A 26,473-nucleotide genomic window follows, 5' to 3' on the forward strand; every position below is an offset into this window, starting at 1 on the left:
ATGAGCAACGACGAAAACACCTCGACCACAAGGGCATCCGAAGTCGACGAGCCCGCTGCGGCGGTGCCCACGATCGAGCAGAAGACGACCGAGCCCGGCAGGTGGTGGGAGATCGACCGGAAAACGCTCGGCCTGCGCGGCGCCGCGGCGGTCGTGCTCGGCGCATCGGTGGCGACCTCGCTGGTGCTGTTCCTGGAGAACAAGGACAGCAAAGATCTCCTCGCCGCTCAGCAGCGGGCCCGCGAGGCCGCCTGCCACTATGGCCCGATTCTGGCCGACTACGACAGCAAGAGCCTCGACACCTACTTCAAGGCCGTTCTCGATGGGGCGACCGGTGACTGGAAAAAGCAGTTCGAGTCGACCAGCACCGAACTGCGCGATGCCCTCACGCAGGGAGAAGTCGTCTCCAAGACCACCGACACCCAGTGCGCACTGCGCACCGGCGACGAGACCTCCGCCGAGGCGATCGTGGTGATCGGAACGACCATCTCGAGCCTCGGCACCGAGCACAAGGCCAAGCCCGGCCAGTTGTCGATGGTGCTCAGCCTGCGCAACGACGACGGCCGGTGGCTGGTCGAGAAAGTGAATTCCCCGCTGACGACGGCGCCCGCGCAGTGACCGAACCCGGCGCGCTATCCCCCCGGCACACCGGCCGCTCCCCGCGCGCTGCGAAGGCCAGGACGTCGGGCAAGCACGCCGACGAACCGACCGCGGATTCCGCGGCGCGGGCGGTCCGGCGCAGGCCGAAGAACCGGCGGGCGCAGATCGCCGCGGAATCGGCGGCCGCGTTCGGCGCACACGGCTATCACGGCGTGAGCATGGACGACATCGCCCGGCGTCTCGACATCAGTTCGACCGCGCTGTACCGGCACTTTCCGAGCAAGTACGCGCTGTTCCGCGCCGAACTGCTGCGCCTGTCCGGACTCGCCCTGCGAGCCGTCGAACTGCCCGAGGACGCGGCGGGCTGGTCTCCGCGGCAGCGCCTGGACCATGTGCTGGGCGCCATCGTCGCCGCGACCATCGCCAACCGGCCCACCGCAGCGCTGGCTCGCTGGGAACGCCGCTACCTCGAACCCGACGACCATCAGGAGTTCAGCGACCAGTTCGCCGCGGCGATCGCGAGCCTGCGGGCACGCATCGGCGAGGTCAGGCCCGAGTTGGACGGCCACGATCGCGCGGCGCGGGCGGTGTCGATCTTCGCCGTGATCAGCAGCATCGGCGATCACCATGCGACCGTCCCCGCGAAAGCTCTTGCCGCGCTGCTCCGTTCGACGAGCTGGACGCTGGTCGACGCCGATCTGACCGATCGGCACGCCAGTGCGGCGGCCCACCGGAGCACAGGGCGGGCTCAGCCCTTCAAGCACGAACTGGTGCTGCACAAGGCGGTCGAGCTGTTCCACGAGCGCGGGTATCCGAACGTCAGTGTGGAGGACATCGCCGCGGCCGCCGAGCTGTCCTCCGCGTCGGCGGTCTACCGCTACCACCGCAGCAAGAGCGATCTGCTGGTGGCGGCCTTCCGACGGGCGGCGGACAGGGTCTCCGCGGCGATCAGGCCCGCGACAGCCGCCGCCAACACCCCGGCCGGGGCACTGGGCACGCTGATCGGCCTGTATGTGTCCGGCTCGTTCGCCGAACGCGCGCTGACCTTCGTCTACTACGCCGAGTTCCGCCATGTGGAGCAGACCGATCAGGTGACCCTGCGCCACCTCCAGCAGTTGATCGTCACCGAGTGGGCGCGGCTGGTGGTCGGGGCCAGGCCGGAACTGTCGATCAGCGAGGCGCGAGTCCTGGTGCACGCCGCGTTCAGCCTGGTCGTCGATCTGGGACGCACCTTCGGCGACGACGGAATCTGCCCGCAGGACACCGTGATTCAACTTCTCGAGACCATCATCCTCGGTCGGCCGCTGTCGCGATAGGCGCCACCCGGTGCCCGGTGCGCGGCGTCCGGACCTGCACATCGAATCCGGACGCCGCGACTACTCGATCGCCCGTCCGCCGCGGCAGTGAGTTCGCCGGGCTGCCGCGTGGGCGCGCGAGGGAGGCACGACGCGCGATCGCTGTGTGGCGTGGGGTAAATACGCCGCCCACGTCGTCGCCGGGCACTTCGAACGGTACCGGATTGGATGAGAATTATCATCCACTTATCTTGATTGTCAGATCACTTGTATTGCGTGAATATCGCCGATTAGCATGCCATTTCGCCAGAACCATCAGTAACATAATTCTCGGGGTATCGGAACCCAGCCCCGGCGCGCACACGCCGGAACGTCCGGGCAGACGACTGGACAAGACAACAGAAGGTGGCATCACCATGCGCCCCACCCCTCTCGCCGCGACCACGATCCTCGCGGCAGGTCTGCTCGTCTCCGGTTCGGCGCGTGCCACCGCACCGGCGGCGCGCGAATTGCCCACTCCGCCTGTCGCTGTCGCGTCGATGCCTGCGGAGTCGACGGTCGTCGGTCTGCTGGCGCCCACTCCGCCCGTCCCGCGCAAGCTGCGCACAGCGGCGCCGCCGATCGATCCGACGCCGCCCGTCGCGGTCACTCCGGTCGCTGCCACGGGCGGGCTCGGGATCCCCGAGACCGTCCTTGCCGCCTACCGCAATGCCGAACTGTCCCTGCAACTCTCGGCGCCAGGCTGCGGTGTGAGCTGGCATCTGCTGGCCGGGATCGGCAAGATCGAGTCCGACCACGCCGACCGGGGAAACACCGACGCCGCGGGCACGACGCTGCGGCCGATCTTCGGGCCCGCGCTCGACGGCACGCTGCCGGGCAACGAAGTGATCCCCGCCGCCGAGGGTGGATTCGTGCGCGCGGTCGGCCCGATGCAATTCCTGCCGAGCACCTGGAGCCGATACGCCACCGACGGAAACGGCGACGGCACGGCCGACCCGCACAATGTCTTCGACGCCAGCCTGGCCGCGGCCCGCTACCTGTGCGCCGACGGGACCGATCTGCGCGATCCCGCCGCGCGGCAGCGTGCGGTGCTCCGCTACAACTATTCAGCGAGTTACACCGCCGACGTACTCGGCTGGTCGGAGCGTTACCGCACGGGCGGGTCCCCGGTCCACGTCGACCTTGCCACCGTGCCGTCCGCCCCCATCCTGCCCCTGGACGACACCGCACCCGAAACTCCCTCCCCCGCAGTCGAAGCCCCACTGATGCTCGAACCCATGGCACCGGCCCCGACTCCATCGCCCGAGCCGGTGATCCTGGTGTCGCTGCCGGTGATCGGCGCCATCGAGTGCGGAATCCTGTGCGGTGACCAGCCGACGGGAACGCAGCGGCCACCGACCGAACCCGACCCGACACCCGGCCCGCAGATCACGCTGCCGCTGGGCGTCAGCATTCCACTGCCGATGCCACAGGGCTGACCGGACACTGTGATGCGCACGACGCGTTCGCCCCGACCGGCTGCCAGAGCTGGTACCGCGACGCCGACGGCCTGCCGACGGTGCGGCCCTGGAGCCCTGCCGCGCACCGCCGACTGATGCGACGGGCACCGAACGACGCGGACTACCTGTTCGACGGTGCGCGACACCACCAGGCGCACGGACAGCTACAGCATGCGTTGCCTGCCGTACGCGGCGAATTCCGACTCCAGCGCCTGTTTGTCCGCTTCGGTCATGCGGCGGTAGTGCGGTGCGCCCCGGCCTGCCCACCGGTGGATAGGTTCATCGGTGCGCCAGGCCTGCTCCTGGAGTTCGCGCTTGAGCACCTTGTTCGACCCGGTCACCGGGAGGTCGGCCGAGACGCGCAGGAACCGGGGTGTACCTTTGCTGCCGAGGTCGTCCTGGGTGCGGAGGAATTCGGTGAACTCGGCGACATCGAAGCAGGCCGGATCGGCGACTTCGACGGCGGCCATGACCTGATCGCCCGAGCGGGGGTCGGGCACCCCGAACACGGCGGCGGCGATGACCGCGGGGTGACGGCGCAGGACCTGTTCGATCATGAGTGCCGAGGTGTTCTCGCCGTCGACACGGATCCAGTCACCCTTGCGACCGGCGAAGTACAGGTATCCGTCGGTGTCGAGGTAGCCCAGATCCCCGGTCCAGTACCAGCCGTTGCGAATGCGGTCGGCGTCGGCGACCTCGTTCTTGTAATAGCCCTCGAAGGCGAGCGCGCCCGCTTTGTCGATCATTTCCCCGATGGCCTCGTCGGGATTGCGGACCCGGCCGTGCTCGTCGAGTTCGGCCCGCGCGCACTCCTGCAGGGTGTCCGGATTCACCACCGCCACACCGGGATGCGCCGGCCTGCCGAGGGCGGCGGGCGGTGCGGCGGGATCCAAGGCCGCCAAGCTCGGGCCCTCGCTGGAGCCGTACCCCTCGAACAGTTCCGCGCCGAAGCGGCGGCGGAACTCGTCCTGATCGGCCACCGACGCCTCGGTGCCGAACCCCCGCACCAGCGTATTGTCCGAATCCGTCGCGGCTTCGGGCGTGGCCAGCAGGTATCCCAGTGCTTTGCCGACGTAGGTGAAGTAGGTCGCGCCGAAGTGCCGCACATCCGGAAGGAACTGCGACGCAGAGAATTTCGGGGTCAGGCAGATCGTCGCGCCGACCGACAGGGCAGGCGCCCACAGCGCCATGATGGCATTGCCGTGAAACAGCGGCATACAGCAGTAGTCCACGTCGTCGCGTACGTGCCCGAACTTCGCCGCCGCGGCGTGCGCGACCACGGCGAGGCGGCGCTGGGTGCACCGCACCGCCTTCGACGTGCCGGTGGTACCCGAGGTGAACAACAGCAGCAGCAATTGCTCCGGCCCGCCCGCCGCCGTGGGCGGCACGCGGTGGGCATCGATGCGGGTGGCGTAGCCGGGGTCGTCGACCAGCAGGAACCGATCTGCGCTGAGGCCGAGGTCCAGCTGCCCCAGACGAGCCATCCCCGCGGCGTCGGTGACGATCAGCTGGCAGTCGACATACCGCACATCGGCGGCCAGCTGGGTGGTGCCCCTGGTCGGATTGAGACCCGCCACCGTCGCGCCCGCCAGCGCCGCCGCGCCGAGCCAGAAGACGAAGTCGGGCACGTTGTCCAGCAGCACGCCGATGTGGAACGGGCCGTCGCGGCGCAGGGCGCGGGCCAGTTCCGCGCGGGCGGCCGACTCGTGGACGACCGCGTCCCAGGTCCAGTCGGTGTCGCGGGTGCGCAGGCCGAGCCGCTGGTCACCGAGCCGGTCGAGCAGCATGCTCGCGATATCGGCCCGGTGCGCGCCCGGGATCGCGTCCGTTCGTTCCGTCATCGTCACGCGCCCGGGTGCACGAGTTCGACGTATTCGCGCGGCAATTCGTCGAAGGTCAGCTTGCGGATCTCCGCGGGGCCGGAGTGATACGAATCCTCACCTTCGATGCGGCCCTCGGCATCGATCGGCCACAGCAGCAGCTGACGGAACACGACCAGGTAGTCGGCGGCCGGATCGTCGACGGGGATGCCGATCTGCGCGGCGTACGCACCCGGGTAGATCTGTTTGAGGAAGCCCTCGGTCACCACACAGTGGTCGTCGACGACCAGCCGGTCCAGCTGGTACTCGAGCACGTTGCTGCGGCTGGCGACGAAGTCGGAGTAGTAGGTGTGCACGACGTCGCGGCCCTTCGGGCCGACGTCATTGCCTTCGTTCCAGAAGTGGTAGGCCGGTTCGGGGACCAGGGTCCGCATGAGCCCGTCGAGATCGGGTGCGGCTTCGGCCTTCATGTGTTCGATGACGATGCCGAGCACCGTGCGGTGGCGTTCGTTCGTGGTGACGGCCAGGCGCTGTTCGAGCGGCGCCCAGGTGTTGTTCGGATCGATGACCGCCATGGTGGAGACTCCTTCTCGTACACCGGGTTTCCCGGTTGCACCTACCCGGTGCCCGTCGATCGTCGCCGACAGCAGTGATCCAGATCACCCGACATCCGTCGGTGGATGGTTCCGAACCGCCCGACGCGTGTCGGGTCCGGTCGGCGGGTCCGGGGACAATTCCGCCGACGACAGGGCGATCCGGCGCATCGTCAGCGCCAAGGTAGCCATGAACCGGTCCAGCGCCTCACCGACATGCCAGCCCATCACCGTCTCGACCTGGGCGATCCGTGCCGCGACAGTGCTGTGGTGCAGGTGCAGTTCGTCCGCGGTGCGCCGCAGTGATCCGAACACGCAGAATGCCTCCAGTGTGTCGACGGCCTGGCCGCCGGCTTCCGTCGCGGCGAAGTCGTTGAGCCGCACCACATCCGGCGCGCCGAGGAGCCGGGAAACCGGCAGTTCCCCGAGCAGGGCAAGAGACCCGAGCCGTTCGAAGGCGATCACCCGGCGTCCGTGCCAGGTCGACGACGCGAATCGCAGCGCACGCCGCGCCTGCTCCCAGGAGGTGGCGGCCGCCAACGCGGGCAGCCGTTCGCCCATTCCGACCCAGGGACCGTCGGCGCCTCGCCGTGATGCCGGAAATGACTGCACGACAGCCATATTCAACACATCCGACAACTCCCGGCAGGTGCCTGCGTCCTGTATCAGCACCGCGGTGGTCGTGCCGAGGATCGTCGAGCGGACCACCGGGACATGCTCGGCGATGATGCGCACCGCGTCCGCCGTGCCCGGTCCGGATACCGCCAGCAGGCACATCGGCCGCCCGGGATCGACGCCGAGCAGGCGCATCGCGCGGACCCGATCCGCGCGCCGCTGTTCCTCCGACAGCACCACTTCGAGCAGGGCCGGGTCGGCCAGCCCGGTCGGCCCGGCCGCACCCCGGCGCGATGTCACCAGCAGACAGTGCCGCAACCGGCCGACCAGCACGCCGTCCCGGGGGTGCGGGGCGCCGGACCGCTCCAGCCACACCGCGGGCTCCGTGCCGAATGCTCCCGGCGGTGGTGCGGCGGCGGGAAGCAGTCGGCCCGCCGCGTCATACCGAATGGTGGTGCCCGACGGCCAGCGCGCGCCCGCCGGGCATTCGGCCAGGACCGCGGCCGCGCGGACCACCGTATCGGCATTGGCGTCGGATTCGGCGAAGCGATCGAAGTACTCGACGATCCGCATCAGGTCAGCGGTCGGCTCGGGCTCATCCATTCGGCACCTCCACTGTGGTGGACTGTCGATCAGAGTGACACCGAGCATGCCCGGTCGCCGCGGGATTTCACCCGGATCATCCCGCTGGATGGCACAGCAGGTCAAAACCGCCACCGGGTCGCGGTGGCGATCTGTGCGGGAGTGGCGTCGGCGAAGAGTGCGATCTCGCCGCGGCGGACGCTGCTGATCGTGTCGGCCAGTTCGGCGCCGAACGCGCCATAGAGCACCGGGTCTCCTTCGAAGGCGGCGACCGCATCGTGCAGGGTTCTCGGCAGCGTGCTGATCCCTTCGGCGTCGCGGGTGTGTTGATCGAGGCCGGCGGGATCGACGGCGACCGGTTTCGGCAGCGCGAGGTCGGTGGCCAGGCCCGCCCGGCCTGCGATCAGCAGGCCGGCGAGCGCCAGATAAGGATTGGCCGCCGGATCGAAGCACTTGACCTCGAAGTTGGCGGCGTCCGCACGTTCGCCATCGGCCCCGGTGATGAAACGCAGTGCGGCCTCACGGTTCTCCAGCCCCCAGCACGCGTAGATCCCGGCCCAGTGACTGGGGCGCAGTCGCAGGTAACTGGCCATCGACGGGCAGCCGATCGCGAGAAGCCCGGGCAGGTGTTTCAGGATGCCTGCGGCGAAGCGGTGGCCCGGGTCGGTGAGACCGAACGGCCCAGAGCCACCTGCCATCATGTTGCGCCCGTCGGCCCACAGGCTGAGGTGGATGTGGCCGCCGTTGCCCACTCCGTCGACGTCGACCATCGGTGCGAAGCATGCGCGTAGGCCATGTGCGGCGCCGGCCGCACGAATGGTCTCGCGGACCACGATCGCGGTGTCGGCGGTGGCCAGCGGATCAGCGGCGGCAATGGACAATTCGAACTGGCTGACCGCGTATTCCGGATGGATCTGCTCGACGGCGATGCCGCTGTCTCGCAGCGCGGTGAGGAGATCGCGCAGGTAGCCGCCGAGCTCGACGAGCTTGGCGGCACCGTAGGCGGGCGCGGTGGAAGCCGGGTGGAACGCGTCGGGGTCGGCGGGGTCGGTCCGCGAGACGACCCATTCGAATTCGATCGCGGCGCGCACCACGAACCCGTCGGCGGCGAATTCGTCGACGATGCGGCGCAGCAGCAACCGGGGGTCGCGTGGGTGCGGTGCGCCGTCCTGGCTATACCGGTCGGCAGGGGCGATCGCCCAGCCGGGGAGAGCGGCGAGCGGTGCGATGCGTGCCAGGTCGGGGTGGAGCCGCAGGTCGCCGGTCGGCCCGCCGGCGAAATGCCCGGACAGAATCGAGTCGTCGAGCAGAAACGCGTCGAATACGGGGGAGGCTCCCACGCCCCACGCCGCGGCGTGGGGTAGCCGTTCGAGCGGGACGGCTTTGGTCCGGGTGATGCCGCTGGTGTCCACCCAGGTCAGGGCAACCGCGACGATTCCACGGTCGTGCAGCGCCGCGGCGACGCTACTGGCGTGGTGGGAGCGGTGACGACGTTCCTGCTCGGTCAGAAGGTCCACGTCGAAGAGCCCGGCTAGGAGAACCGTCCCTTCTGCGCGTGTTCCATCAAGCGCAGGAACTGTTCGGTGCGCATGTGGATGAGCGTCTCGTGGTCCCCGGCCTCGAAATAGATGTCGGGTTGAGTGCTCAGGCTTTCGTCCATCAGTGTTGTCATGCCGTAAGCGGTGCACACGGGAGGGATCGCGCCGACTTCGCAGTCCTTGAAGACTTCGCGCATGTCCGACTCGTGAGCGAACGACAGTCGTCGCCCGGTCTGGTCCCACAGTTTCGGCAGCCGCAGGTGATGAGTGGATGGCAGCACGGCGCCGACGTAGCCCTGGTCGTCTTCGAGGAGGACCGTCTTGGCGAGCCGGTCGCCGGGGATGGACGCTGTTTCGGCGGTCTCGGTACTGCTATGGCTGTGCGGATGCCGCACAGTCTCATACTCCACACCCGCATCCAGTAGGCACGTGTGCACGGTGGGTGACATGGCCATGGCGGAACCTCCATCGGCTGGTTGGCACCACCGCCGAGCTCGGCGGCCTTGAATTCAGCATAGGCCCATTACCTCCCTACGGAGCCCACGGAATTCGGCGGCCGGCGCGTCGAGCGCTAGACCACCCGGCTGAGCGCGCGCAGGTCGGCGTCCAGCTTGCGGAACAACCAGTACACAGCGACGAAGGCGAGCCCGGCGGCCGCGCACAGCCCCAGCACCGAGTCGCGCACGAGCCACAGCTCCTCTGGTTCGAGAAAGCTGAATCCGGCCAGCACCCCGACCACCGGCACCGACGCCGTCACCGCGAGGTAGACCGTGGTTCGCCGGCGCAGCCAGCGCAGGTCGGCGGCGTCGCGCTCCGTCGTGCGTCCGTGGCGCAGGTAGCGGGGATAGACGCAGCGGACGAGGTAGAACGTGGAAAGGAAGAAGGTGTAGGCGACCGAGATGGTGCCCGCCACCAGAACAGTCATCGCCGCGTGGATCTGCAGCCGCACCGGGAGGTCGGTGAACCAGCGCAGCAGCAGCACGGCCGTCACGGTGGCGATCAGCGCGGACAGCAGGGTGTTGAGCGCACACAGGTCGCCCCACACCAGTGTCCGCGACCGCACTCGCGCGAGCCGTGCCTCGCCGTAGCGTCTGTCTTTGCGCAAGCCGCGAAGAACCTCGAGCTGATCGCGCGAGATGTAGATGTAGATGACGATGGCCAACAGCAAGCCACCGAGAATGCACACCAGGATGCCCTTGTCGATCTGCGCGTTCGTGGCGTCGGGCAGGCGCTGTCTGATCAGTTCCTGGGCGTGCACAGCCAAGTACACCGTCGCCAGGCCGACACCGACCATCGACGACAACCAGAGGACGGGGGTTGGCCACCGCGACAGCCGCGTTCGCCAGCTGTCCGGCGGCGGATACACGAGGTCGCGGGCCCTTTTCTCGAGGCACAGGTCGAACTGCTGGGCCAATTCCGAGCCGGACGAATACCGGTCCTCGCGATCGGGCGACAGACATTTCAACAGCACGCGGCGCAGCGCCATGGGGCAATCCGGCGGAAGCTCCGACAGGAATGTCGACTCGACCGGTCTGCGCCGCAATTCGAGCATGCGGGCCAGCGACGTCTCGGACTCACCCGCCGACGACTCGTCCGGGAAGGGCCGCCGCCCGGTGAGCAATTCCCACAGCATGACGGCCAGCGCGAAGATGTCGCTGCGGGTGTCGAGGTCGAGGGCGGTCGCGGGCAGCTCGGGATGGCAGGCTTCGAGCTGTTCGGGCGACATGTACGCCAAGGATCCGCCGAAGTAGGCCAGCGGACTGGTGCCCTTGATCCGTTTGCTGAAGCTGACGTTGAAGTCGGCCAGCTTCGGCACGCCCTCGGCGCTGAGCAGCACGTTCGCTGGCTTGATATCGCGATGCAACACCCCGCGTTCGGACGCGTGCTGCAGCGCGTCCGCGAGTCGGCGGCCCAGCCAGGCGACGGTCTCCGGCCAGGTCAGTGCCGCGGTCCTGGTTCGGATCGCCGATTCGGTCGGCCTGACCTCACCCTTCTCGGCGAGTACCTCGTCGACGGCGTCGAGCAGCAGTTGCCCGTCGTGGCGTTCGGGCGGCGTCGAGCGCCGCAACCGCAGCACGTCGAGCAGCGTCCCGCCCGGTAGGTACTGCATGTAGAGCAGCTTCAGCTGGCCGTCGGCGATGAGCCGCTGGTCGAAGATGCGCACGATGTACTCGTGGTCCAGCTGGGCGAGCGTCTGCGGCTCGATGCCGTGGTTGTGGGAGATCTTGACCGCGACGAGTCGCTGCATCGATTGCTGCCGGGCGAGATAGACCTGGGCGAAGGCGCCGGAGCCGATCCTCATCAGGAGGTCGAAGTCGTCGACGCGATCGCCGACATCGATGGTGTCGAGCAGAGCCTGCGCGCCGGGACGAGCGATGATCGTGCTCTGGTAGTCGTCGCTCGTCGGCTCGGGGCCGGTCGCCGCCGCGGTCGCCGCACCGGCGGTGGCCGCCGCATCGGTTGCCCACGATCCGCGGCGCACAGCATGGAATTCCTCGTAGACGAGCTCGGCGGGCAGGGGACCATCGCGCAGCTCGGGGAATTCGGCGCGGTATTCGGCCAGTCGTTTGGGACAGTGATACCGAAGCCAGCGGTATTCGAGGTCGATCTTGATCAGTTCGATCAGGATCGTGCGCCGCGCCGCCGGTTCCCCGGGCAGGAAGACCGCAAGATCGGGTGGTGAACCGGACGCCCAAGCCTGCGAGAGCAGCGCCACGGCACTGGCGAGCGCGGTGCGGGTTCGTTCGGCTGAATCGACCAGGTCGATCGGCTGCTCGGACATCGGTCGCTCGAGATCAGCCTCGGGCGATCACGCGGCGGCTACACGCGATGCGGACTGGTTGCCCCACGTCAGCTCCTTCCATCAAGACTCCCTTGCTCAAGGGTATCGCTCGGCGGCGCCACGAGATCGGCCATCGGCGTCAGCGGATTGAGCATGACCCCGACCTTGCGCAGGCTGCTGTCCACGATCGCCCAGATCGCCCCCTGCAGGTAGGACGACAGCTCGGCCGCGTCCATCGGCTGCATCGAGCGGCTCAGCCACCGGTTCACGCTGCCGTCGACGAACCCGACCAGGCCGAAGGCCATCGGCTCGGCGATCGTCACCGGGGCCGACTGGGCGCGCAACGCGTTCTCGAACACCTCGCGCACGGTGCCGGCGATCGCGATCTTGGTGCCGGAGACGATCGGTGAATTGTGCCGCTGCTTGCCCTCGGACCCGGCGCCGAGGAAGTAGTGCAGCCGGGGATTGGCGGCGATCCACCCCACATAGGTATCGACCGACCGCGCGATGGCCTCGGCCACGGTGCCTTCGGGATTCAGGGTCGGCGCGAGCACCGCCATCAGGTCGTCGACGATGCGGGCACGCAACTGTTCGTCGAGGTCCTGGCGATCCTTGAACAACCGGTACAGCACCGACCTCGGTACCTCCGCGAGATCGGCGATCTCCTGCACGCCCACCGAGGCGCCCTGCGCCTGCACAGCCTCGAGCGCAGCGGCGAGAATCCGGTCCCGGCGCTCGGCGCGATGCCGGTCCCATCGGCTGGCCCTGCCATCGGCGCGCTGTGCGGTCACATTCCTCCCATCGGGCGCCGGATCGGCGCGATCCGGCGGGGACAGTATCCCAGCCGGGTCCGGCGCCCTGCCGACACGGACTCGGGACAGATCACGATCCATCGGCGATCCTGTTCGGGTCGGGTACCGACACCGACGGAGAGGACCTGATCGACATGACCACCGCGTGGGCTGTGATCGCCGCGGCGACGTTCTGCTGGCTCGGCATGGTGCTGGCCATCTCGTTCCTGGAGGCGCCACTGAAGTTCCGGGCACCCGGAGTGACCGTGCCGATCGGGCTCGGCATCGGCCGGTTGGTCTTCCGCGCACTCAACATCGCCGAACTCGTCCTCGCCGCAACGATTCTCGTCGCGATCCTCGTCGACTCCCCCGGCACCGCCGCCACGCGGGCGCTCACCGTGGCCATGGTGGCCTTCGCTGTCCAGGTCGTCGCCGTGCGCCCGCGATTGACCCGCCGCAGCGATGCCGTGCTCGCGGGCATCGACGCGCCACGGTCGCACAGTCATCACGCCTACATCGCCCTCGAGGTGGGGAAGGTCGTCGCCCTGCTGGTCGGCGGGATTCTGGTCTTCGCCCACAGCGTGCCCTGAATCAACTGCCGGTGTGCAGGTGGTCGCGGGTGCGTGCCGCGACCACCTGTCTGTCGCCGCGCCGGGACGCCGTCGGCGGGCGGCCGTGAGCACCCTCAGGCGGTCACCGACGCGTCGCGGGGCAGCCCCAGCATGCGTTCACCGATGACATTGAGCTGCACCTCGGTCGTGCCACCGTAGATGGTGGTGGCGCGCCCGGCGATCAGCTGTTCCATCGCGTGATCACTGCGCTCCCCCGGCACCGAGACGACGCCGGCGATGCCGAGTTCGGCGACGACGAACTCCGAAATCGCCTGTCCCAGTGCCATACCCAGCAGCTTGCCGACACTGGAAGTGGTCGAGACATCGATGCCGGACAGCTGCTTGAGCACCACCCGGGAACCGATCACGTCCACCGCCCGGCTCTCGGCCATGAGCTCGCCGACGTGGTAGCGCGCCACCGGTGACAGGTCCCGCCCGACCGCGAACCGCAGCAGGTCGGCGTCGGTGGCGTAGGCCTCCATCTTCTGGCTCAGCGCCACCCGTTCACCGGCCAGTGTCGTGCGCGCCACGTGCCAGCCGTCGTCGACCGCGCCGACCACGTTCTCGTCGGGGATGAACACGTCGTCGAGGAACACCTCGTTGAACAGCGCCGATCCGGTCATCTCCCGCAGCGGCCGCACCGTGATGCCGGGGCTGGACATGTCGAGCACGAAGTAGGTGATGCCCTCGTGCTTGGGTTTGTCCGGGCTGGTGCGCGCGATCAGCATCGCCCATTCCGCGAACTGCGCGACCGTGGTCCAGATCTTCTGCCCGGTGACCCGCCAGCCACCGTCGACCTTGGTCGCCTTGGTGGTCAGGCTCGCCAGGTCCGAGCCCGCGCCCGGTTCGCTGAACAGCTGGCACCACACGACCTCGCCGCGCAGCGTCGGCACGACCAGCTCCCGTTTCTGCCGCTCGTCGCCGTGCGGGACGATCGCGCCGACCGCCCAGGTACCCATCAGCAGCTGCGGCATCGGGATACCGGAAGCCTTGATCTCCTGCGAGATCACCACCTGCTCGAGCGGCGAGGCCGAGCGGCCGTACGGACGGGGCAGATGCGGCAGGTTCCAGCCGCCGTCGCCGAGGGCGACGAGCTGGTCGTCCTCGTCGTCGATCGTCGCGATCGCGGCGAGTTCTGCCCGGATACCGGCCCGGATCCGCTCGGCCTCGGCGGGCAACTCCAGTTCACTGGACAGCGTCAGCCCCGACAGCGCGTAGCCGGCGACCGCCTCGGCGCGTTCGTCGCGCGCACCCAGCTGACCGCGCAGCGCGAGCGCGCGGCGGTAGTACAGGTGCGCGTCGTGTTCCCAGGTGAAGCCGATGCCGCCGTGGACCTGGATGCAATCCTGGGCGACCTGTACCGCGGCGTCGGGAATGATCAGCGCGGCGACGGCGGCCGCGTAGTCGGCGGTCTCGTCGTCACGATCGAGGGCATAGGCCGCGTCCCACAGCACCGCCCGCGCCTTCTCCAGCGCGATGCCCATGTGCGCGCACTTGTGCTTGACGCCCTGGAACTGCCCGATCGGCCTGCCGAACTGCACGCGGGTCTTGGCGTATTCGGCCGCGGTCGAGACACACCACGACATCACGCCCACCGCCTCGGCGCCCAGCACGACCGCCGCGACCGAGCGCACCCGCGCCGAGGCGACCGTGAGCACCCGTGCCGCCGACACCTCGACCGAATCCGCGTGCAGCCGAGCCGCTGCGCGCAGCACGTCGACATTGTCCTGCGCGGCGACGGTCAGATCGGCGTTCTCGAACGCGACCCACCGCTGCTCGCCGACGACGGTGACCGGCGCGATGATCACATCCGCCGACACCGCACCGACCACGCCGTCGGCGGTGCCGTCCACGACCAGCGCGCCGTCACGCAGCACGCCGGTCAGGTTCGACGACAGCGCGACCGCACCGGTGCGCGACCCGTCTGCCAGACCGGGCAGTTGTGCCTGCGCCCATGCCCCACCGTCCTGGGCGAGCACCGCGCTCGCCAGTGCCGTCGGCACGAACGGACCGGTGTGCAGGCCACGACCGAGCGGCTCGAGCGCGACGGCCATGGTCAGCAGACCCGCACCCTGCCCGCCCAGGTCCTCGGCGACGTGCAGGCTCAGCAGATCCTGCGCCACCAGCGCGTCCCAGTAGGGCAGCTGCTTGCCCGGCTCGCCGGCTTCGACTGCCGCGCGGACGATCTCGGCGGTGATGGTGCGTTCGACGAACCCGTGCACCGCGTCGGCGAGGGCCAGGTGGTCCTCGCTGACGCCGACGCCGAGCTCATAGCTGTTGCGGGCCATGGCTAGCTGGTCTCCTTCAGCTTGGCGGCGACCTCGTCGATGGTCCACGGGCCGTCGGTCTCGACCGTGCGCACGTCGTGCCAGCCGGCCAGTTCGACGATCGCGCCGCCCTGCACGGCGAACACCTTGCCGGTGAGCGGGCAGTCGGCCTCGGCCAGGTGCGCGACCAGCGGCGAGATGTTGGCCGGGGCGAACGCGTCGAACTCGCCCTCGGGCACCTCGGCGGCGAACAGCGCGCCCATGCCGGGGGTGGCCAGGGTCAGGCGGGTGCGCGCGATCGGGGCGATCGCGTTGACCCGCACGCCGTAGCGCTCGAGCTCGTCGGCGGCGACGAGGGTCAGTGCGGCGATGCCCGCCTTGGCGGCGCCGTAGTTGCCCTGTCCCGCGTTGGGCATGAAGGTGCCCGAGGCCGAGGCGGTGTTGATCACCGCCGCGTTGACGGGCACACCCGCCTTGGTCTGTGCCTTCCAGTACGCCGCGGCGTGGTGCAGGGTCGCGGCGTGGCCTTTGAGGTGCACGGCGATGACGGCATCCCACTGGGATTCCTCCATGCCCGCGATGAACGCGTCGCGCAGGATGCCCGCGTTGTTCACCAGCACATCGAGCGTGCCGTACTCGTTGATCGCCTGGTCGACAAGGGCTTTCGCGCCATCCCAGGTGGCGATGTTATCGGTGTTGGCGACCGCCTGGCCACCGGCGGCGACGATCTCGTCGACCACTTGCTGCGCGGGTCCGGCATCGCTGCCGGAGCCGTCGTTGGCGCCGCCGAGATCGTTGACAACGACCTTCGCGCCCTCGCGGGCGAACAGCAGCGCGTGTTCGCGGCCGATACCGCGCCCGGCGCCGGTGACGACTGCGACGCGACCGTCAAGCTTTCCCATGAGTTCAGTTCTCCTCGTTGATTTCGACGCGGCCGTCGGTGATCGCGATCTGACCCGCGGCTTCGGTCTCGAAGGCGTAGGCGGCGACGCCCGGTGCGGCGGCGGTGCGCCACAGGGTCGTGGTGATGTCCTGGCCCGGCAGCACCGGCTTGGCGAAACGCACGGCGAGGCGGCGCAGGCGAGCGGTGTCACCGCCGGCGAGTTCGGTCAGCGCGGCCCACGACGTGAACGCCATGGTGCACAGCCCGTGGTTGATGATGCCGGGAAGGCCTGCCATCCTGGCGATTTCGTCGTCGAGGTGGATCGGCATCGGATCGCCGGAGGCGGGCGAGTAGCGGAAGGTCTGGTCGCTGTCGATGTGCGCGGTGACCTGCGCGACCGGTTCGCTCGCCCGGTCGGCGTCGGTGATCCGGTGCCCGGGCGCCTGCTCCCCGACGCCTGGACCGGCGTCGACCTTGCGGAAGAACGCCGTCATCCACTGCTCATTGACGAGTTCGCCTGCGGCGTCCCGGGTTTCGGCGTAGACGACCACGGTCGAACCGTTCGGCTTGCCCAGGTAGCCGATCGGCTTGGCGCGCACCACCAGTTCGTCGCCTGCCCGGATCGGCCGGTGGAACAGGAAGTCCTGCTCACCGTGCACGAGCTTCATCAGCAGTTCCACCGGCGCGACCGACAGGGCGGCCGGTGCCATCGAGGTGAACACCGGGACGACCGCGAACACCGGCGGAGCGATCTCGCCGCTGCGGTGAGCGTCGATCGGATCATTGGTCGCCGCGGCGTATTCCGCGATCCGTTCCGCGGTGACCGAGAACCGCTCCTCGTCGGTCCACTCCCCCAGGCCGGAGCCGTCGAAGACGACCCCGGCCGATTCCGAAGTGGTCATGCGGCCGATCCGACGAGCTCGGTGAACTTGGCCATCGAGGCCTTCAGGTCGGCTTCGGCGTGCTTGGCGACGGCCTTGCCGATCGGGCCGACGATCATGGTGCCCTTGAAGCTCGCGTCGAACGCGGCACTGGAGCCGGACTCGGTCGGCTCTACTTTGAGCGCGAATTCCACAGTGACACCTGCCATTCCGGTGCCGGTGATGCGCAGGTACCTGTTCGGGTCGACCTCGGCCACGGTCCACTCGATCTTGTTGGCCATGTTCATCACCGACACCACCTCGATGAAGCGCGAGCCCGCGGTCAGCTCGGTGGGGAGCTCGCTGCGCCAGCCCTGGTGGATGGTCAGCCAGTCCTCCCAGTTCGCGAGGTCGCTCAGGCGGGCCCACGCCTGCTCGGGGGTGACGGGAAGATCGGTGGAAACGGACACAGATGCCATGGGGTTACTCCTCGGGTTTCGTGGGGGAAGTCAGCGGTTGGCCGGGCGGTAGGCGGTCACCACGACCGCGCCGCCCAGACCGATGTTGTGCTGCAGGGCGATTCGCGCGTTGTCGACCTGGCGGGCGTCGGCATCGCCGCGCAGCTGCCAGGTGAGTTCGCTGCACTGGGCCAGGCCGGTGGCGCCGAGGGGGTGCCCCTTGGAGATCAGGCCGCCGGACGGGTTGACGACCCACTTGCCGCCGTAGGTGGTGGCGTTGTCGTCGACGAGCCGACCGCCCTCCCCGGGTGCGCACAGGCCGAGCGCCTCGTAGGTCAGCAGTTCGTTGGTGGAGAAGCAGTCGTGCAGCTCGATGACGTCGACGTCCTCGGGTGCGATGCCCGCCTGCTCGTAGACCTTCAGCGCCGCGGTGCGCGACATGTCGGCGCCGACGAGGTTGATCGCGCTCTGGGTCGAGAAGGTGGACTCGAGGTCGGTGACCATCGCCTGCCCGACCATCTCGACCGCGCGATCGGCCAGGTTGTGCCGATCGACGAAGTCCTCACCGGCGAGGATGACCGCACCGGAGCCGTCGGAGGTCGGTGAGCACTGCAGCTTGGTGAGCGGGCCGTAGATCTGCTTGGCGGCGAGCACTTCCTCGAGGCTGTATTCCTTCTGGAACTGCGCGTACGGGTTGTTCACCGAGTGCCTGTGGTTCTTCACGCCGATCTTGGCGAACTGCTCGGCGGTGGTGCCGTAGCGCTCCATGTGCTCTTTGCCCGCGGCGCCGAACATGTACGGCGCGGGCGGCATCGCGAATTCCTGCAGTTCGGCCAGCGCGAGCAGGTGGCGCATCATCGGCTGCTCACGGTCGTCGAATGTCGAACCGAGCGAACCCTTCTGCATCTTCTCGAAACCCAGCGCCAGCGTGCATTCGGCCAGGCCGCCGCGGATCGCCTGCGCCGCGAGGTAGAGCGCGGTCGATCCGGTGGAGCAGTTGTTGTTGACGTTCACCACCGGAATGCCGGTCAGCCCGAGCTCGTAGACCGCGCGCTGACCCGAGGTGGACTCGCCGTACACATAGCCGACGTAGGCCTGTTCGACGCGGTCGTAGTCGATGCCCGCGTCCGCGAGCGCCTTGGTGCCCGCCTCCCTGGCCATGTCGGGGTAGTCCCATTCCAGTTCGCCCGGCTTCTCGAACTTCGTCATCCCGACGCCGACGACGAACACCTTCTGTGTCATGTACGCACTCCTGTGTGCCGCGCGTCCCGTTTATGTGGGACACGGTGTCCCTGCAATTTAGGTTGGACACCGAGTCCAGGTCAATACCTCGGCATGGACCGATTTCGGACACACGGACGGGAGCGCGGCCGCTTTCGGTGCGCTGACCAGCACAGATTTAGTGAGGCATACGTCCCAGATACATGGACAGAAGAGAGCAAGCTCCCGAAAGAATCGACTAGTCGACCAGCGAGTCGCCAGGCATTCGCTCAACGGCACGCAGCCGCTCGGCGAACCCGGTCAGAATCTCGTGCGACTCGACGGACAGGCCATCGATCAGCGCCATGAAGCGATCGAATCGTGGATCAGAGAACGGCCTGCGCTGGTCCACGACGGAACGAGCCCCGGCCAGGCCACTCGACACCATCCGACACTCCCTAGACCCAGCAGCCGACCCATACGCGACCGCCTGCTGCCCAGCGATCTCGCCGAAGGAAAAGTAACATAGCTGAACATTTGCGCAACCGCGGGAGCCACGACGTGAATCGGGCCCGCGATAATTCGCGATAGCTTCGATGAACGGCCGCGGCGCCGTGCGCATCTACGCACGCGACGACGCCCGCTACGCGATGCTGCTCGAACGCGCCGACAACACCCTGGCCACCGTGACCGACCCGGAACGAGCCGTCGCGATCCAGGGCGGCCTCACGCGCAGGCTGGCCGTGGAAGCCCCCGCCGGACTCCCCCGGCTCGCCGATCACATGGACGACTGGGAGCACGAGATCCGCACCACGGCAGCCGAATTCGGCCAACCGTTGCCGCGCCGAGTCCTCGACGCGGCGCTCGACACCCTCCGCGAGCTCGGCCGCGACCAGCCGAACACCCTCGTCCATGGCGACCTCCACGACGCCAATGTCCTGTCGTCCGATCGAGAACCGTGGCTCGCGATCGACCCCAAGTGCTACATCGGCGACCCCGCATCTGACGCGCTGAATGTCATCCGCAGCCCCCGATTCGACGACCTGCTCCGCTCGGCGAACCCGAAAACGACGATCCTGCGGCTCCTCGACATCTATTGCGAGGCGGCGCAGATCGATCCGATCCGCGCCCGCCGCTGGACTCAGGCGGGCGCGGTCAAGGAAGCGCTGTGGGGCCGAGCCAACGGTGATCCGGCCTGGCTGGTATCCGCGACCGACCGGCTCGCCGCAGCCTTGATCTGAGCGGCGGCCGTGCAGCGCGTGCTTCGGCCGCTCTCGATGCCCGCCTCGGCTCCATAGCGGGCGCCACTGAATCAGTGGCCGCGGGCTACCGCGCGGGCCGCTGCGCGGGCAGCGACCAGTACCGGATCCCAGACCGGCGAGAACGGGGGCGCGTAGCCGAGGTCGAGCGAGATCACCTGCTCCACTGTCATTCTCGCGGTGAGGGCGACCGCGGCGGTGTCGATGCGTTTGGCGGCGCCGTCGCGGCCGACGATCTGTACGCCGAGTAGCCGGCCGGTGCGGCGTTCGGCGAGCATCTTCACCGTCATGGGCTCGGCGCCGGGGAAATAGCCTGCCCGGCCGGTGGATTCGATGGTGACGGAGTGGAACTGCAGTCCGGCGCGCCGGGCGTCCTCCTCCCCCAGGCCGGTGCGGGCCACCTCGAGATCACACACTTTGCTGATCGCGGTGCCGACCACACCGGGGAAGGTGGCGTATCCGCCGCCGACGCCCGATCCGATGACTTGGCCGTGCTTGTTGGCGTGGGTACCGAGCGCAACGTGGCGCAGCGTGCCGGACACCAGGTCCAGCACCTCCACACAGTCACCGCCTGCCCAGATGTCGTCGTATCCACGCACCCGCTGGGCGAGATCGGTGAGCAGACCGCCTTCCTCACCCAGTGGCAGCCCGGCGCGGCGCGCGAGGTCGGTGGCCGGGCGCACGCCGATCCCGAGGATCACCACATCCGCCGGATACTCTTCGTCAGCGGTCGTCACCGCCTGGACGCGTCCGCCCGAGCCGATCCGCATGCCGGTGACTTCGGCGTCCGTCACGACCCGGATTCCCATTCCCACCATGGCTTCCCGGACGAGCGCGCCCATATCGGGATCGAGCGTGGACATGGGTTCGGTGCCCCGGGTGACCATGGTGACCCGGAATCCGCGGCGCACCAGCGCCTCGGCCATCTCGACACCGATGTACCCGGCGCCCACGACGACCGCGTCCCGCCCGGTCGCCGCCGCGAGCCCGTCGATGACGGCCTGCCCGTCGTCGAGGGTTTGCACGCCGTACACGCCCTCGGCATCGATACCCGGCAGCGGCGGACGGACCGGCGTCGCGCCGGTAGCCAGGACGAGCTTGTCGTAGCTCGTCCACGATTGCGCGCCGGTGCCGAGCTCGCGCGAGAGCACCTGCCGCTTTGCCGGATCGATCTCGATCACCTCGGTCCGCAGGCGCAGATCGATGTCGCGAGCGCGGTGCTCGGCGGGCGAGCGCGCGATCAGGTCGTCGGCGTCGCCGACGTCCCCGCTCACCCAGTACGGAATCCCGCACGCCGAATACGAGGCGTGGTTGCCCTTCTCGAACACCACGATCTCGAGCTCGTCGGCGCCGCGCAGCCTGCGCGCCTGCGACGCCGCGGCCATCCCCGTCGCATCCCCACCGATGACCACCATGCGTTCGCCCATGTCGTCCACCGTACGAGAGCATCGTGCGGCTCCGGATGCCAGGAGGTTCTCGCTGGAGCGTACGGGTGAGCTAGCGGGGAGCGTATGCCGCGAGGAACGTATCCACCGCCGCGTCGGCGATGGCCTTCAGTTCGGCGTTCGACGTTGTGCGGGTACCCAGGCGGCTCCGCGCTTCCAGCGGACCGGTGAGCAGGGCGAGGAACTGCTCGGCGGCGATCGCCGGCTCGCGGGTGTGCAGGTCGCCGGCCAGCGTGAGCCGGGCCATGCGGTCGGCCAGTGTCTCGGCGAGCATGCGGGAGGTTCGGTCCTGGACGATGTCGGCCAGGTCCGGGAAGGTTCCCACCTGGGCGAAGGTGAGAGTGCGCAAGGCGCGAGCACGGGCGCTGTTACAGACCTTCAGCATGCGGAACGCGCAATCGCGTAGTGCAGCTTCAGGATTGAGATCGGTGTCGCGCAAGCCCGCGATGGCGTCCAGGCATTCGGCGCCGACCGTGTCCGCTGCCGCTTCCACCGCGTGACGTAGCAGCGTCTCCTTGTCGTTGAGGTGGTTGTAGACGGTGTGTTTGGCAACACCGGCCGCATCGGCGATCTCCTGCACGCAAGCCTGCGCGTAGCCGCGGTGCGCGAACACTGTCAACGCCGAATCGAGAATGGCGCGCCGCTTGTCGATCCGACCTCGCCCGGTCGCTGCTGCCGTCATGGGCCGATGCTATTCGCTCGTCTACGTGTTCATACCTCCGGGCTAACCCTTGCCAACGCACTTCCATGACTACTAAATTGCACCCGTCAGTGCAATTTAGTAGTCATCAGGAGGTAGAGATGATCGTTCACCAGCTACGGTTCAAGTTCCGCGAGGACGCCACCGAGGAGCACAGGGAGACCGTGCTGGCACTCATGCGGCGCACGGCGTCGGTGGAATCGGTGTCCTTCTCGATGGTCGGCCGGCATCTGGGTGATCCGGCCGAAGGCCTGACGCACGCGTACTGCGTCGGTCTCGCGGACCTCGACGCGGTGGAGCGGTACATGCACGACCCGGTTCACCTCGCGGGCGACCCGCAGATCATCCCCCACCTCGACACGCTCGTCATCGGACCGGACGCGTCCGACGACCCGGACCCCGAACTGGCCGCGAAACTGCAGGCACTGCACGAGCACAAGCTCACCGTGTACCCCGAGTGGGCGCGACTGATGGAAACGATTCCGCAGGTCAGGATCGCCTAGTCGATCGCCGTTCAGCACCGGGAGGCCGCGGAACCCGCACGTACGTGGCGCCGCCACATCGGCGGCCGTTCCGCGCCTCGCCTCCCCACGGTGACGGTGGTCAGGGTGGGGTGATCCCCTGGGAGATCGCGGCCAGTGTTTCGACGACCGGCTGGTCCGGGTCGACGACGACACCCTTCCCACGAAGGAAACCGTCGAGCAGTTGGCAGACGGAATCGGTACTGCGCTCGACGAATTCCTCGGTCGCGGCGGGTTCCGGTTTGCCCGGCACATCGAGCCAGAGATCGGTGACCGCGACGAGGAAACCGACGATGCCGCGGGCGAGGTGGTCCACACCGTCGGTGTCGAGGCCGACCGCGGCGAACAGTGTTCTCGTCCGCTCGGCGAGATCACCCGACAGGCGCCTGCCCACGTCGAGGGGGCGCGCCGAGCTGTCACCGGTCGGCACGCTCTGGGTGATCGCGACGTACCGGAATACGTTCGGGTACGTCAGCACTACCTCGGTGGCCGCGGTCAGGAACTGGTGAACGGTGGCACGGCGGGTCTGCATCATCAACGACAGATCCGGCGCCACCGAGCGGTAGATCTGGTCGACCAGCCAGTCGGCGACGGCCCGATCCAGATCGGACTTGTCCGCGAACATGCGGTACAGCCGTGGTTTCGCGACGCCGACCTCGGCCGCGATCGCACCCATCGTCACCTGCGCGCCGTCGCGCCCGATGGCGCGGATCGCACCCCGGACGACATCGTCGCGCGAGAGGATCCGCGCGGCCGAACGCCCCGATGTCATCGACATTTCCCTGTTCTTCCGCGTCGCCGTAGCCGTCTCGGCAGCATACCGGCAGTTCCGACGCCGAATCCCCGGACTGCGGACGCGTCGACCCTTGACAGGGGCGGCGGCGTACCGGGAAACTCGACAACCGGTACCGGCGGTACTATAGAACGAACCCGGAGTACAACGTGCAGTGGCGCACGCGTCCAGAAGGAATTTCCATGGCGGTTCACCTCGACAATCAGCCCAGCGTCCGGCCAGTGCCGAGGCAACAACACCGGGTCGGCAACGGTGAGATCGAGCTCGCTGTCTTCGAGTACGGGCAGCCCGATGGAGTACCCGTGGTACTGGTGCACGGCTGGCCCGATACCCACCACCTGTGGGACGGCGTGATCGCGCTGCTGTCGGACAAGTACCGGGTCCTGGCCTACGACACCCGCGGGTACGGCGAGTCCAGCGCTCCGCGCGCGGTGTCCGCGTACCGCCTCGATCGCCTGGCCACCGACTTCTTCGCCGTCGTCGACCAGCTCAGCCCGGAGCAGCCGGTGCACGTCGTCGCGCACGACTGGGGATCGGTCCAGGTCTGGGAGGCGGTCTGCGAGCAGGGCGCCGAGGAATTCGTCGCGTCCTTCACCTCGATCTCGGGCCCCAACCTCGATCACCTCGGCAAGTTCCTGCGGGCGCCGCTGCGCAGGCCGACCCCGCGCGCGATCTGGAACACCCTCGCCCAGAGCCTGTCCTCGGCCTACACCGGGTTCTTCATGCTGCCGGTGCTGCCCGGCCTGTTCTTCCGGGTGGCCGGTTCGGCCCGGATGTGGCGGCTGTTCCTGCGCCTGGTCGAGGGCATCCGGCCCGACCAGGTCACCGTCGCCGACACCCTGCGCCGCGACATGATCTCCGGCCTGCGCTTCTACAAGGCCAACATCCTTCCCCGCATGCTCGGCCCGCGGGACCGGCGCACCGCGGTGCCCGTGCAGTTGATCGTCAGCACCCGCGACATCGCCGTGCGCCCAGCCGGCTACGACGACTACGGACAGTGGGCAGACGATCTGATCCGCCACGACCTGCCGCGCGGCCACTGGCTGCCCTTCTCCGACCCGGGCGCGATCGCCGGATACGCGGAGAAGTTCATCGCAGCACACCCGACCGCCGGCGGAAAGTAGTTCCCTCATGACCGATTTCGATCTCGTCATCACCGGCGGCACCTGGTTCGACGGCACCGGCGCGCCTGCCGCCCGGCGTCATCTCGGCATCATCGACGGTGTCGTGCACCGTGTTTCGGCCGAACCACTGCCCGTCGGACCGGACACCGAAGTGATCGACGCCGACGGCAAGTGGGTCGTGCCCGGCTTCGTCGACGTGCACACCCACTACGACGCCGAAGTGCTGATCAAGCCGGAACTGTCGGAGTCGTTGCGCCACGGTGTCACCACCGTCGTCATCGGCAACTGCTCGCTGTCGACGGTCCTGGCGTCCAATACCGATTGCGCCGACATCTTCAGCCGGGTCGAAGCCGTGCCTCGCGATGCGGTGTACGAGACGCTCGACCGCACCCGCACCTGGTCGGGTCCGGCCGAATACGCGAAAGCGATCGACGAGCTGCCGCTGGGCCCGAATATCGCGGCGTTCCTCGGTCATTCGGATCTGCGCACCCATGTGCTCGGCCTCGGACGCGCGGTCACCCGTGACACCAAGCCGACCGCCGCCGAGATCGAGCGGATGCAGGAGCTGCTCGGCGAAGCGATCACCGCGGGCTTTCTCGGCCTGTCGTCGATGTCGAACCCGCTCGACAAGATCGACGGCGAGGAGTACCGCTCGCGCTCGCTGCCCTCGACCTACGCGCGCGGCAAGGAGGTGCGGGCGCTGAACCGGGTACTGCGCCGCCACCGCCGCGTCCTGCAGAGCGCGCCGACGGTGAGCCTGCGCCCGAACATCGCCAAGTTCTTCCTGGCCAGCGCCGGGGTCGGCCGCCGCCCGCTGCGCACCTCGCTGCTCTCGGCCGCCGATTCCAAGGCCTACCCGCCGCTGGTGTGGTTCATGCTGACGGTGGCGCCCCTGCTGAACCGCTTCGCGCGCACCGACTTCCGCTGGCAGCACCTGCCGGTGCCGTTCACGGTGTACGCCGACGGCATCGATCTGGTCGTCTTCGAAGAGTTCGGCGCCGGTGCGGCCGCACTGCATCTGAAGGATCAAGTCGAGCGCAACGAACTGCTGCGCGACGAGTCCTACCGGCGCTGGTTCCGCAAGCAGTACGACAACAAGTTCACCCCGCGCATCTGGCACCGTGACTTCTTCGACGCCGAGATCGTGGCCTGCCCCGACGCGGCGGTGGTCGGCAGGACGATCGGTCAGGTCGGCAAGGACCGGGGTCTGCATCCGGTCGACGCCTACCTCGATCTGGTCGTCGAGCACGGTGCCGCGCTGCGCTGGCGCACCACCATCGCCAACGACCGGCCCGACTACCTGAACAAGCTCGCCGCCAGCAGCGGCGTGCAGATGGGCTTCGGCGACGCGGGCGCGCACCTGCGCAACATGTCCTTCTACAACTACCCCCTGCGCCTGCTGGAACGTGTCCTGCGAGCCCAGGAGGCGGGCAAGCCCTTCCTGAGCGTCGAACGCGCCGTCCACCGTCTCACCGGTGAGCTCGCCGACTGGTTCCAGATCGACGCCGGCCATCTGCGCGAAGGCGACCGCGCCGACCTGCTCGTCCTCGATCCGGCCGGGCTCGACGCCAGGGTGCACGAACTGCACGAGGCGCCGCTGCCGGAGTTCGGGCTCGACCGGATGGTCAACCGCAACGACGACGCCGTCGTCGCCACCGTCGTCGGCGGCAAGCGGGTGTTCGAGCGCGGCGCGTTCGCCGACGGACTCGGCACCGCATGGGGCACCGGCAGTTTCCTGCGCGCCGGTGCCGCCGCTGTCATTACACCGGCCGGAGGGTCCCGATGAAGGTACGTCGCCGCCACCGGTCCCAGCCCGCCCACGTCGCGCTGCACGCGCGCAATGCGCAGTTCGACTGGACCGACACCGCGCTGCGGTGGATGCCGGACGAGCCGGTGGCCTCCCATGTCGTCAATTCGCTGAATCTGCTGCTCCCCGAAGGGGAACGGATGTTCTGCGCGGCCTACAGCGAGGCGCTGTCGTACGTCGAAGACACGAAGCTGCGCGAGGACATGCTCGGCTTCATCGGCCAGGAGGCGATGCACGCCGAGACCCACCAGAAGGTGCTGGCCGGTGTGCTGGCCGCGCACGGCATCGACACCGCGCCGTATGTGCGGCAGATGGAATTCGTCTTCCGCAACACCCTCGGGCCCCGCGACGGCAACACCGCGGCCGCCGAGGCGCGAATGGTGGAGCGGCTGACCTTCATCGCCAGCCTCGAGCACTTCTTCGCCTGGCT

The 26,473-nt window shown here is 68.6% G+C and carries 25 protein-coding genes; 9 read left to right on the forward strand and 16 right to left on the reverse strand.

Going from position 1 to position 26,473, the window contains the following annotated elements; genetic code table 11:
• The 3 genes from ACFWF2_RS20850 (at window position 1) to ACFWF2_RS20860 (ending at window position 3,373) form a co-directional block, all read left to right on the forward strand.
• Window positions 1-618 (forward strand): hypothetical protein, encoded by a 618-nt coding sequence (locus ACFWF2_RS20850; protein WP_379309081.1) that lies wholly within the window; start codon window positions 1-3, stop codon window positions 616-618.
• The gene (locus tag ACFWF2_RS20855) at window positions 615-1,916 is read left to right on the forward strand and encodes a TetR/AcrR family transcriptional regulator (protein ID WP_379309082.1); all 1,302 of its coding nucleotides are present in this window, start codon (window positions 615-617) and stop codon (window positions 1,914-1,916) included. The genes ACFWF2_RS20850 and ACFWF2_RS20855 overlap by 4 nt, the downstream gene beginning before the upstream one ends.
• 395 nt (window positions 1,917-2,311) lie before the next feature.
• Window positions 2,312-3,373, forward strand: coding sequence for a lytic murein transglycosylase (locus ACFWF2_RS20860; RefSeq protein ID WP_379309083.1), 1,062 nt, complete (start codon window positions 2,312-2,314; stop codon window positions 3,371-3,373).
• A 185-nt stretch (window positions 3,374-3,558) separates the two neighbouring features.
• Here the strand turns inward: ACFWF2_RS20860 and ACFWF2_RS20865 are convergent, their stop codons facing one another.
• The 7 genes from ACFWF2_RS20865 to ACFWF2_RS20895 all read right to left on the reverse strand — a co-directional run bounded on the left by ACFWF2_RS20865 (window position 3,559) and on the right by ACFWF2_RS20895 (window position 12,115).
• On the reverse strand, window positions 3,559-5,235 hold the full coding sequence (locus ACFWF2_RS20865; protein ID WP_379309085.1) for an AMP-binding protein: 1,677 nt from the start codon (window positions 5,233-5,235) through the stop codon (window positions 3,559-3,561).
• A gap of 2 nt (window positions 5,236-5,237) precedes the next feature.
• The gene (locus tag ACFWF2_RS20870; RefSeq protein ID WP_379309086.1) at window positions 5,238-5,789 is read right to left on the reverse strand and encodes a nuclear transport factor 2 family protein; all 552 of its coding nucleotides are present in this window, start codon (window positions 5,787-5,789) and stop codon (window positions 5,238-5,240) included.
• Between the two features lie 84 nt (window positions 5,790-5,873).
• Complete coding sequence (locus ACFWF2_RS20875; RefSeq protein WP_379309088.1) at window positions 5,874-7,025, reverse strand: helix-turn-helix domain-containing protein; 1,152 nt, start codon at window positions 7,023-7,025, stop codon at window positions 5,874-5,876.
• Between the two features lie 101 nt (window positions 7,026-7,126).
• A complete protein-coding gene (locus ACFWF2_RS20880) occupies window positions 7,127-8,521 on the reverse strand; it encodes a glutamine synthetase family protein (RefSeq protein WP_379309089.1) in 1,395 nt (464 codons plus the stop codon).
• 14 nt (window positions 8,522-8,535) lie between these two features.
• The gene (locus tag ACFWF2_RS20885) at window positions 8,536-8,997 is read right to left on the reverse strand and encodes an aminoacyl-tRNA deacylase (RefSeq protein ID WP_379309090.1); all 462 of its coding nucleotides are present in this window, start codon (window positions 8,995-8,997) and stop codon (window positions 8,536-8,538) included.
• Between the two features lie 116 nt (window positions 8,998-9,113).
• Window positions 9,114-11,324 (reverse strand): serine/threonine-protein kinase, encoded by a 2,211-nt coding sequence (locus ACFWF2_RS20890; RefSeq protein WP_379309091.1) that lies wholly within the window; start codon window positions 11,322-11,324, stop codon window positions 9,114-9,116.
• 68 nt (window positions 11,325-11,392) lie between these two features.
• Window positions 11,393-12,115, reverse strand: a complete 723-nt coding sequence (locus ACFWF2_RS20895) for a TetR/AcrR family transcriptional regulator (RefSeq protein WP_379309092.1) — start codon at window positions 12,113-12,115, stop codon at window positions 11,393-11,395.
• Between the two features lie 155 nt (window positions 12,116-12,270).
• On the opposite strand from ACFWF2_RS20895, the gene ACFWF2_RS20900 reads away from it, so the two are divergent.
• Entirely contained in the window at window positions 12,271-12,705 is a 435-nt protein-coding gene (locus ACFWF2_RS20900) for a hypothetical protein (RefSeq protein WP_379309093.1), read from the forward strand.
• 95 nt (window positions 12,706-12,800) lie between these two features.
• On the opposite strand, the gene ACFWF2_RS20905 is transcribed toward ACFWF2_RS20900, so the two are convergent.
• From ACFWF2_RS20905 to ACFWF2_RS20930, 6 genes are all read right to left on the reverse strand, one after another.
• A complete protein-coding gene (locus tag ACFWF2_RS20905; RefSeq protein WP_379309094.1) occupies window positions 12,801-15,014 on the reverse strand; it encodes an acyl-CoA dehydrogenase in 2,214 nt (737 codons plus the stop codon).
• 2 nt (window positions 15,015-15,016) lie between these two features.
• Entirely contained in the window at window positions 15,017-15,895 is an 879-nt protein-coding gene (locus ACFWF2_RS20910; RefSeq protein ID WP_379309095.1) for an SDR family oxidoreductase, read from the reverse strand.
• A 4-nt stretch (window positions 15,896-15,899) separates the two neighbouring features.
• Window positions 15,900-16,778 (reverse strand): MaoC/PaaZ C-terminal domain-containing protein, encoded by an 879-nt coding sequence (locus ACFWF2_RS20915; protein WP_379309096.1) that lies wholly within the window; start codon window positions 16,776-16,778, stop codon window positions 15,900-15,902.
• Window positions 16,775-17,215, reverse strand: a complete 441-nt coding sequence (locus tag ACFWF2_RS20920; RefSeq protein ID WP_379309097.1) for an SRPBCC family protein — start codon at window positions 17,213-17,215, stop codon at window positions 16,775-16,777. Before ACFWF2_RS20920 ends, ACFWF2_RS20915 begins: the two co-directional genes overlap by 4 nt.
• A 30-nt stretch (window positions 17,216-17,245) precedes the next feature.
• Window positions 17,246-18,436: a lipid-transfer protein gene (locus tag ACFWF2_RS20925; RefSeq protein ID WP_379309098.1), complete on the reverse strand. Its 1,191-nt coding sequence runs from the start codon at window positions 18,434-18,436 to the stop codon at window positions 17,246-17,248.
• Window positions 18,437-18,653: 217 nt separating this feature from the next.
• Window positions 18,654-18,842, reverse strand: coding sequence for a hypothetical protein (locus ACFWF2_RS20930; RefSeq protein WP_379309099.1), 189 nt, complete (start codon window positions 18,840-18,842; stop codon window positions 18,654-18,656).
• Between the two features lie 148 nt (window positions 18,843-18,990).
• On the opposite strand from ACFWF2_RS20930, the gene ACFWF2_RS20935 reads away from it, so the two are divergent.
• A complete protein-coding gene (locus ACFWF2_RS20935; protein ID WP_379309100.1) occupies window positions 18,991-19,635 on the forward strand; it encodes an aminoglycoside phosphotransferase family protein in 645 nt (214 codons plus the stop codon).
• 71 nt (window positions 19,636-19,706) lie between these two features.
• Here the strand turns inward: ACFWF2_RS20935 and ACFWF2_RS20940 are convergent, their stop codons facing one another.
• Both ACFWF2_RS20940 and ACFWF2_RS20945 read right to left on the reverse strand, forming a co-directional pair.
• Window positions 19,707-21,080: an FAD-dependent oxidoreductase gene (locus ACFWF2_RS20940; RefSeq protein WP_379309101.1), complete on the reverse strand. Its 1,374-nt coding sequence runs from the start codon at window positions 21,078-21,080 to the stop codon at window positions 19,707-19,709.
• 70 nt (window positions 21,081-21,150) lie between these two features.
• A complete protein-coding gene (locus ACFWF2_RS20945) occupies window positions 21,151-21,780 on the reverse strand; it encodes a TetR/AcrR family transcriptional regulator C-terminal domain-containing protein (RefSeq protein ID WP_379309102.1) in 630 nt (209 codons plus the stop codon).
• Window positions 21,781-21,899: 119 nt separating this feature from the next.
• On the opposite strand from ACFWF2_RS20945, the gene ACFWF2_RS20950 reads away from it, so the two are divergent.
• Window positions 21,900-22,301: a Dabb family protein gene (locus ACFWF2_RS20950; protein WP_379309103.1), complete on the forward strand. Its 402-nt coding sequence runs from the start codon at window positions 21,900-21,902 to the stop codon at window positions 22,299-22,301.
• A 100-nt stretch (window positions 22,302-22,401) separates the two neighbouring features.
• Here the strand turns inward: ACFWF2_RS20950 and ACFWF2_RS20955 are convergent, their stop codons facing one another.
• A complete protein-coding gene (locus ACFWF2_RS20955; RefSeq protein ID WP_379309104.1) occupies window positions 22,402-23,091 on the reverse strand; it encodes a TetR/AcrR family transcriptional regulator in 690 nt (229 codons plus the stop codon).
• Between the two features lie 203 nt (window positions 23,092-23,294).
• Here ACFWF2_RS20955 and ACFWF2_RS20960 point away from each other — a divergent pair, with 203 nt between their 5' ends.
• The 3 genes from ACFWF2_RS20960 to ACFWF2_RS20970 all read left to right on the forward strand — a co-directional run.
• A complete protein-coding gene (locus ACFWF2_RS20960) occupies window positions 23,295-24,236 on the forward strand; it encodes an alpha/beta fold hydrolase (protein WP_379309105.1) in 942 nt (313 codons plus the stop codon).
• A 7-nt stretch (window positions 24,237-24,243) separates the two neighbouring features.
• Entirely contained in the window at window positions 24,244-26,022 is a 1,779-nt protein-coding gene (locus ACFWF2_RS20965; RefSeq protein ID WP_379309106.1) for an amidohydrolase family protein, read from the forward strand.
• On the forward strand, window positions 26,019-26,473 hold a 455-nt coding region (locus tag ACFWF2_RS20970), incomplete at its 3' end, for a metal-dependent hydrolase (RefSeq protein WP_379309107.1). The genes ACFWF2_RS20965 and ACFWF2_RS20970, both read left to right, overlap by 4 nt.

The sequence above is a fragment of the Nocardia sp. NPDC060259 genome, from assembly GCF_042728775.1.
GTDB lineage: Bacteria > Actinomycetota > Actinomycetes > Mycobacteriales > Mycobacteriaceae > Nocardia.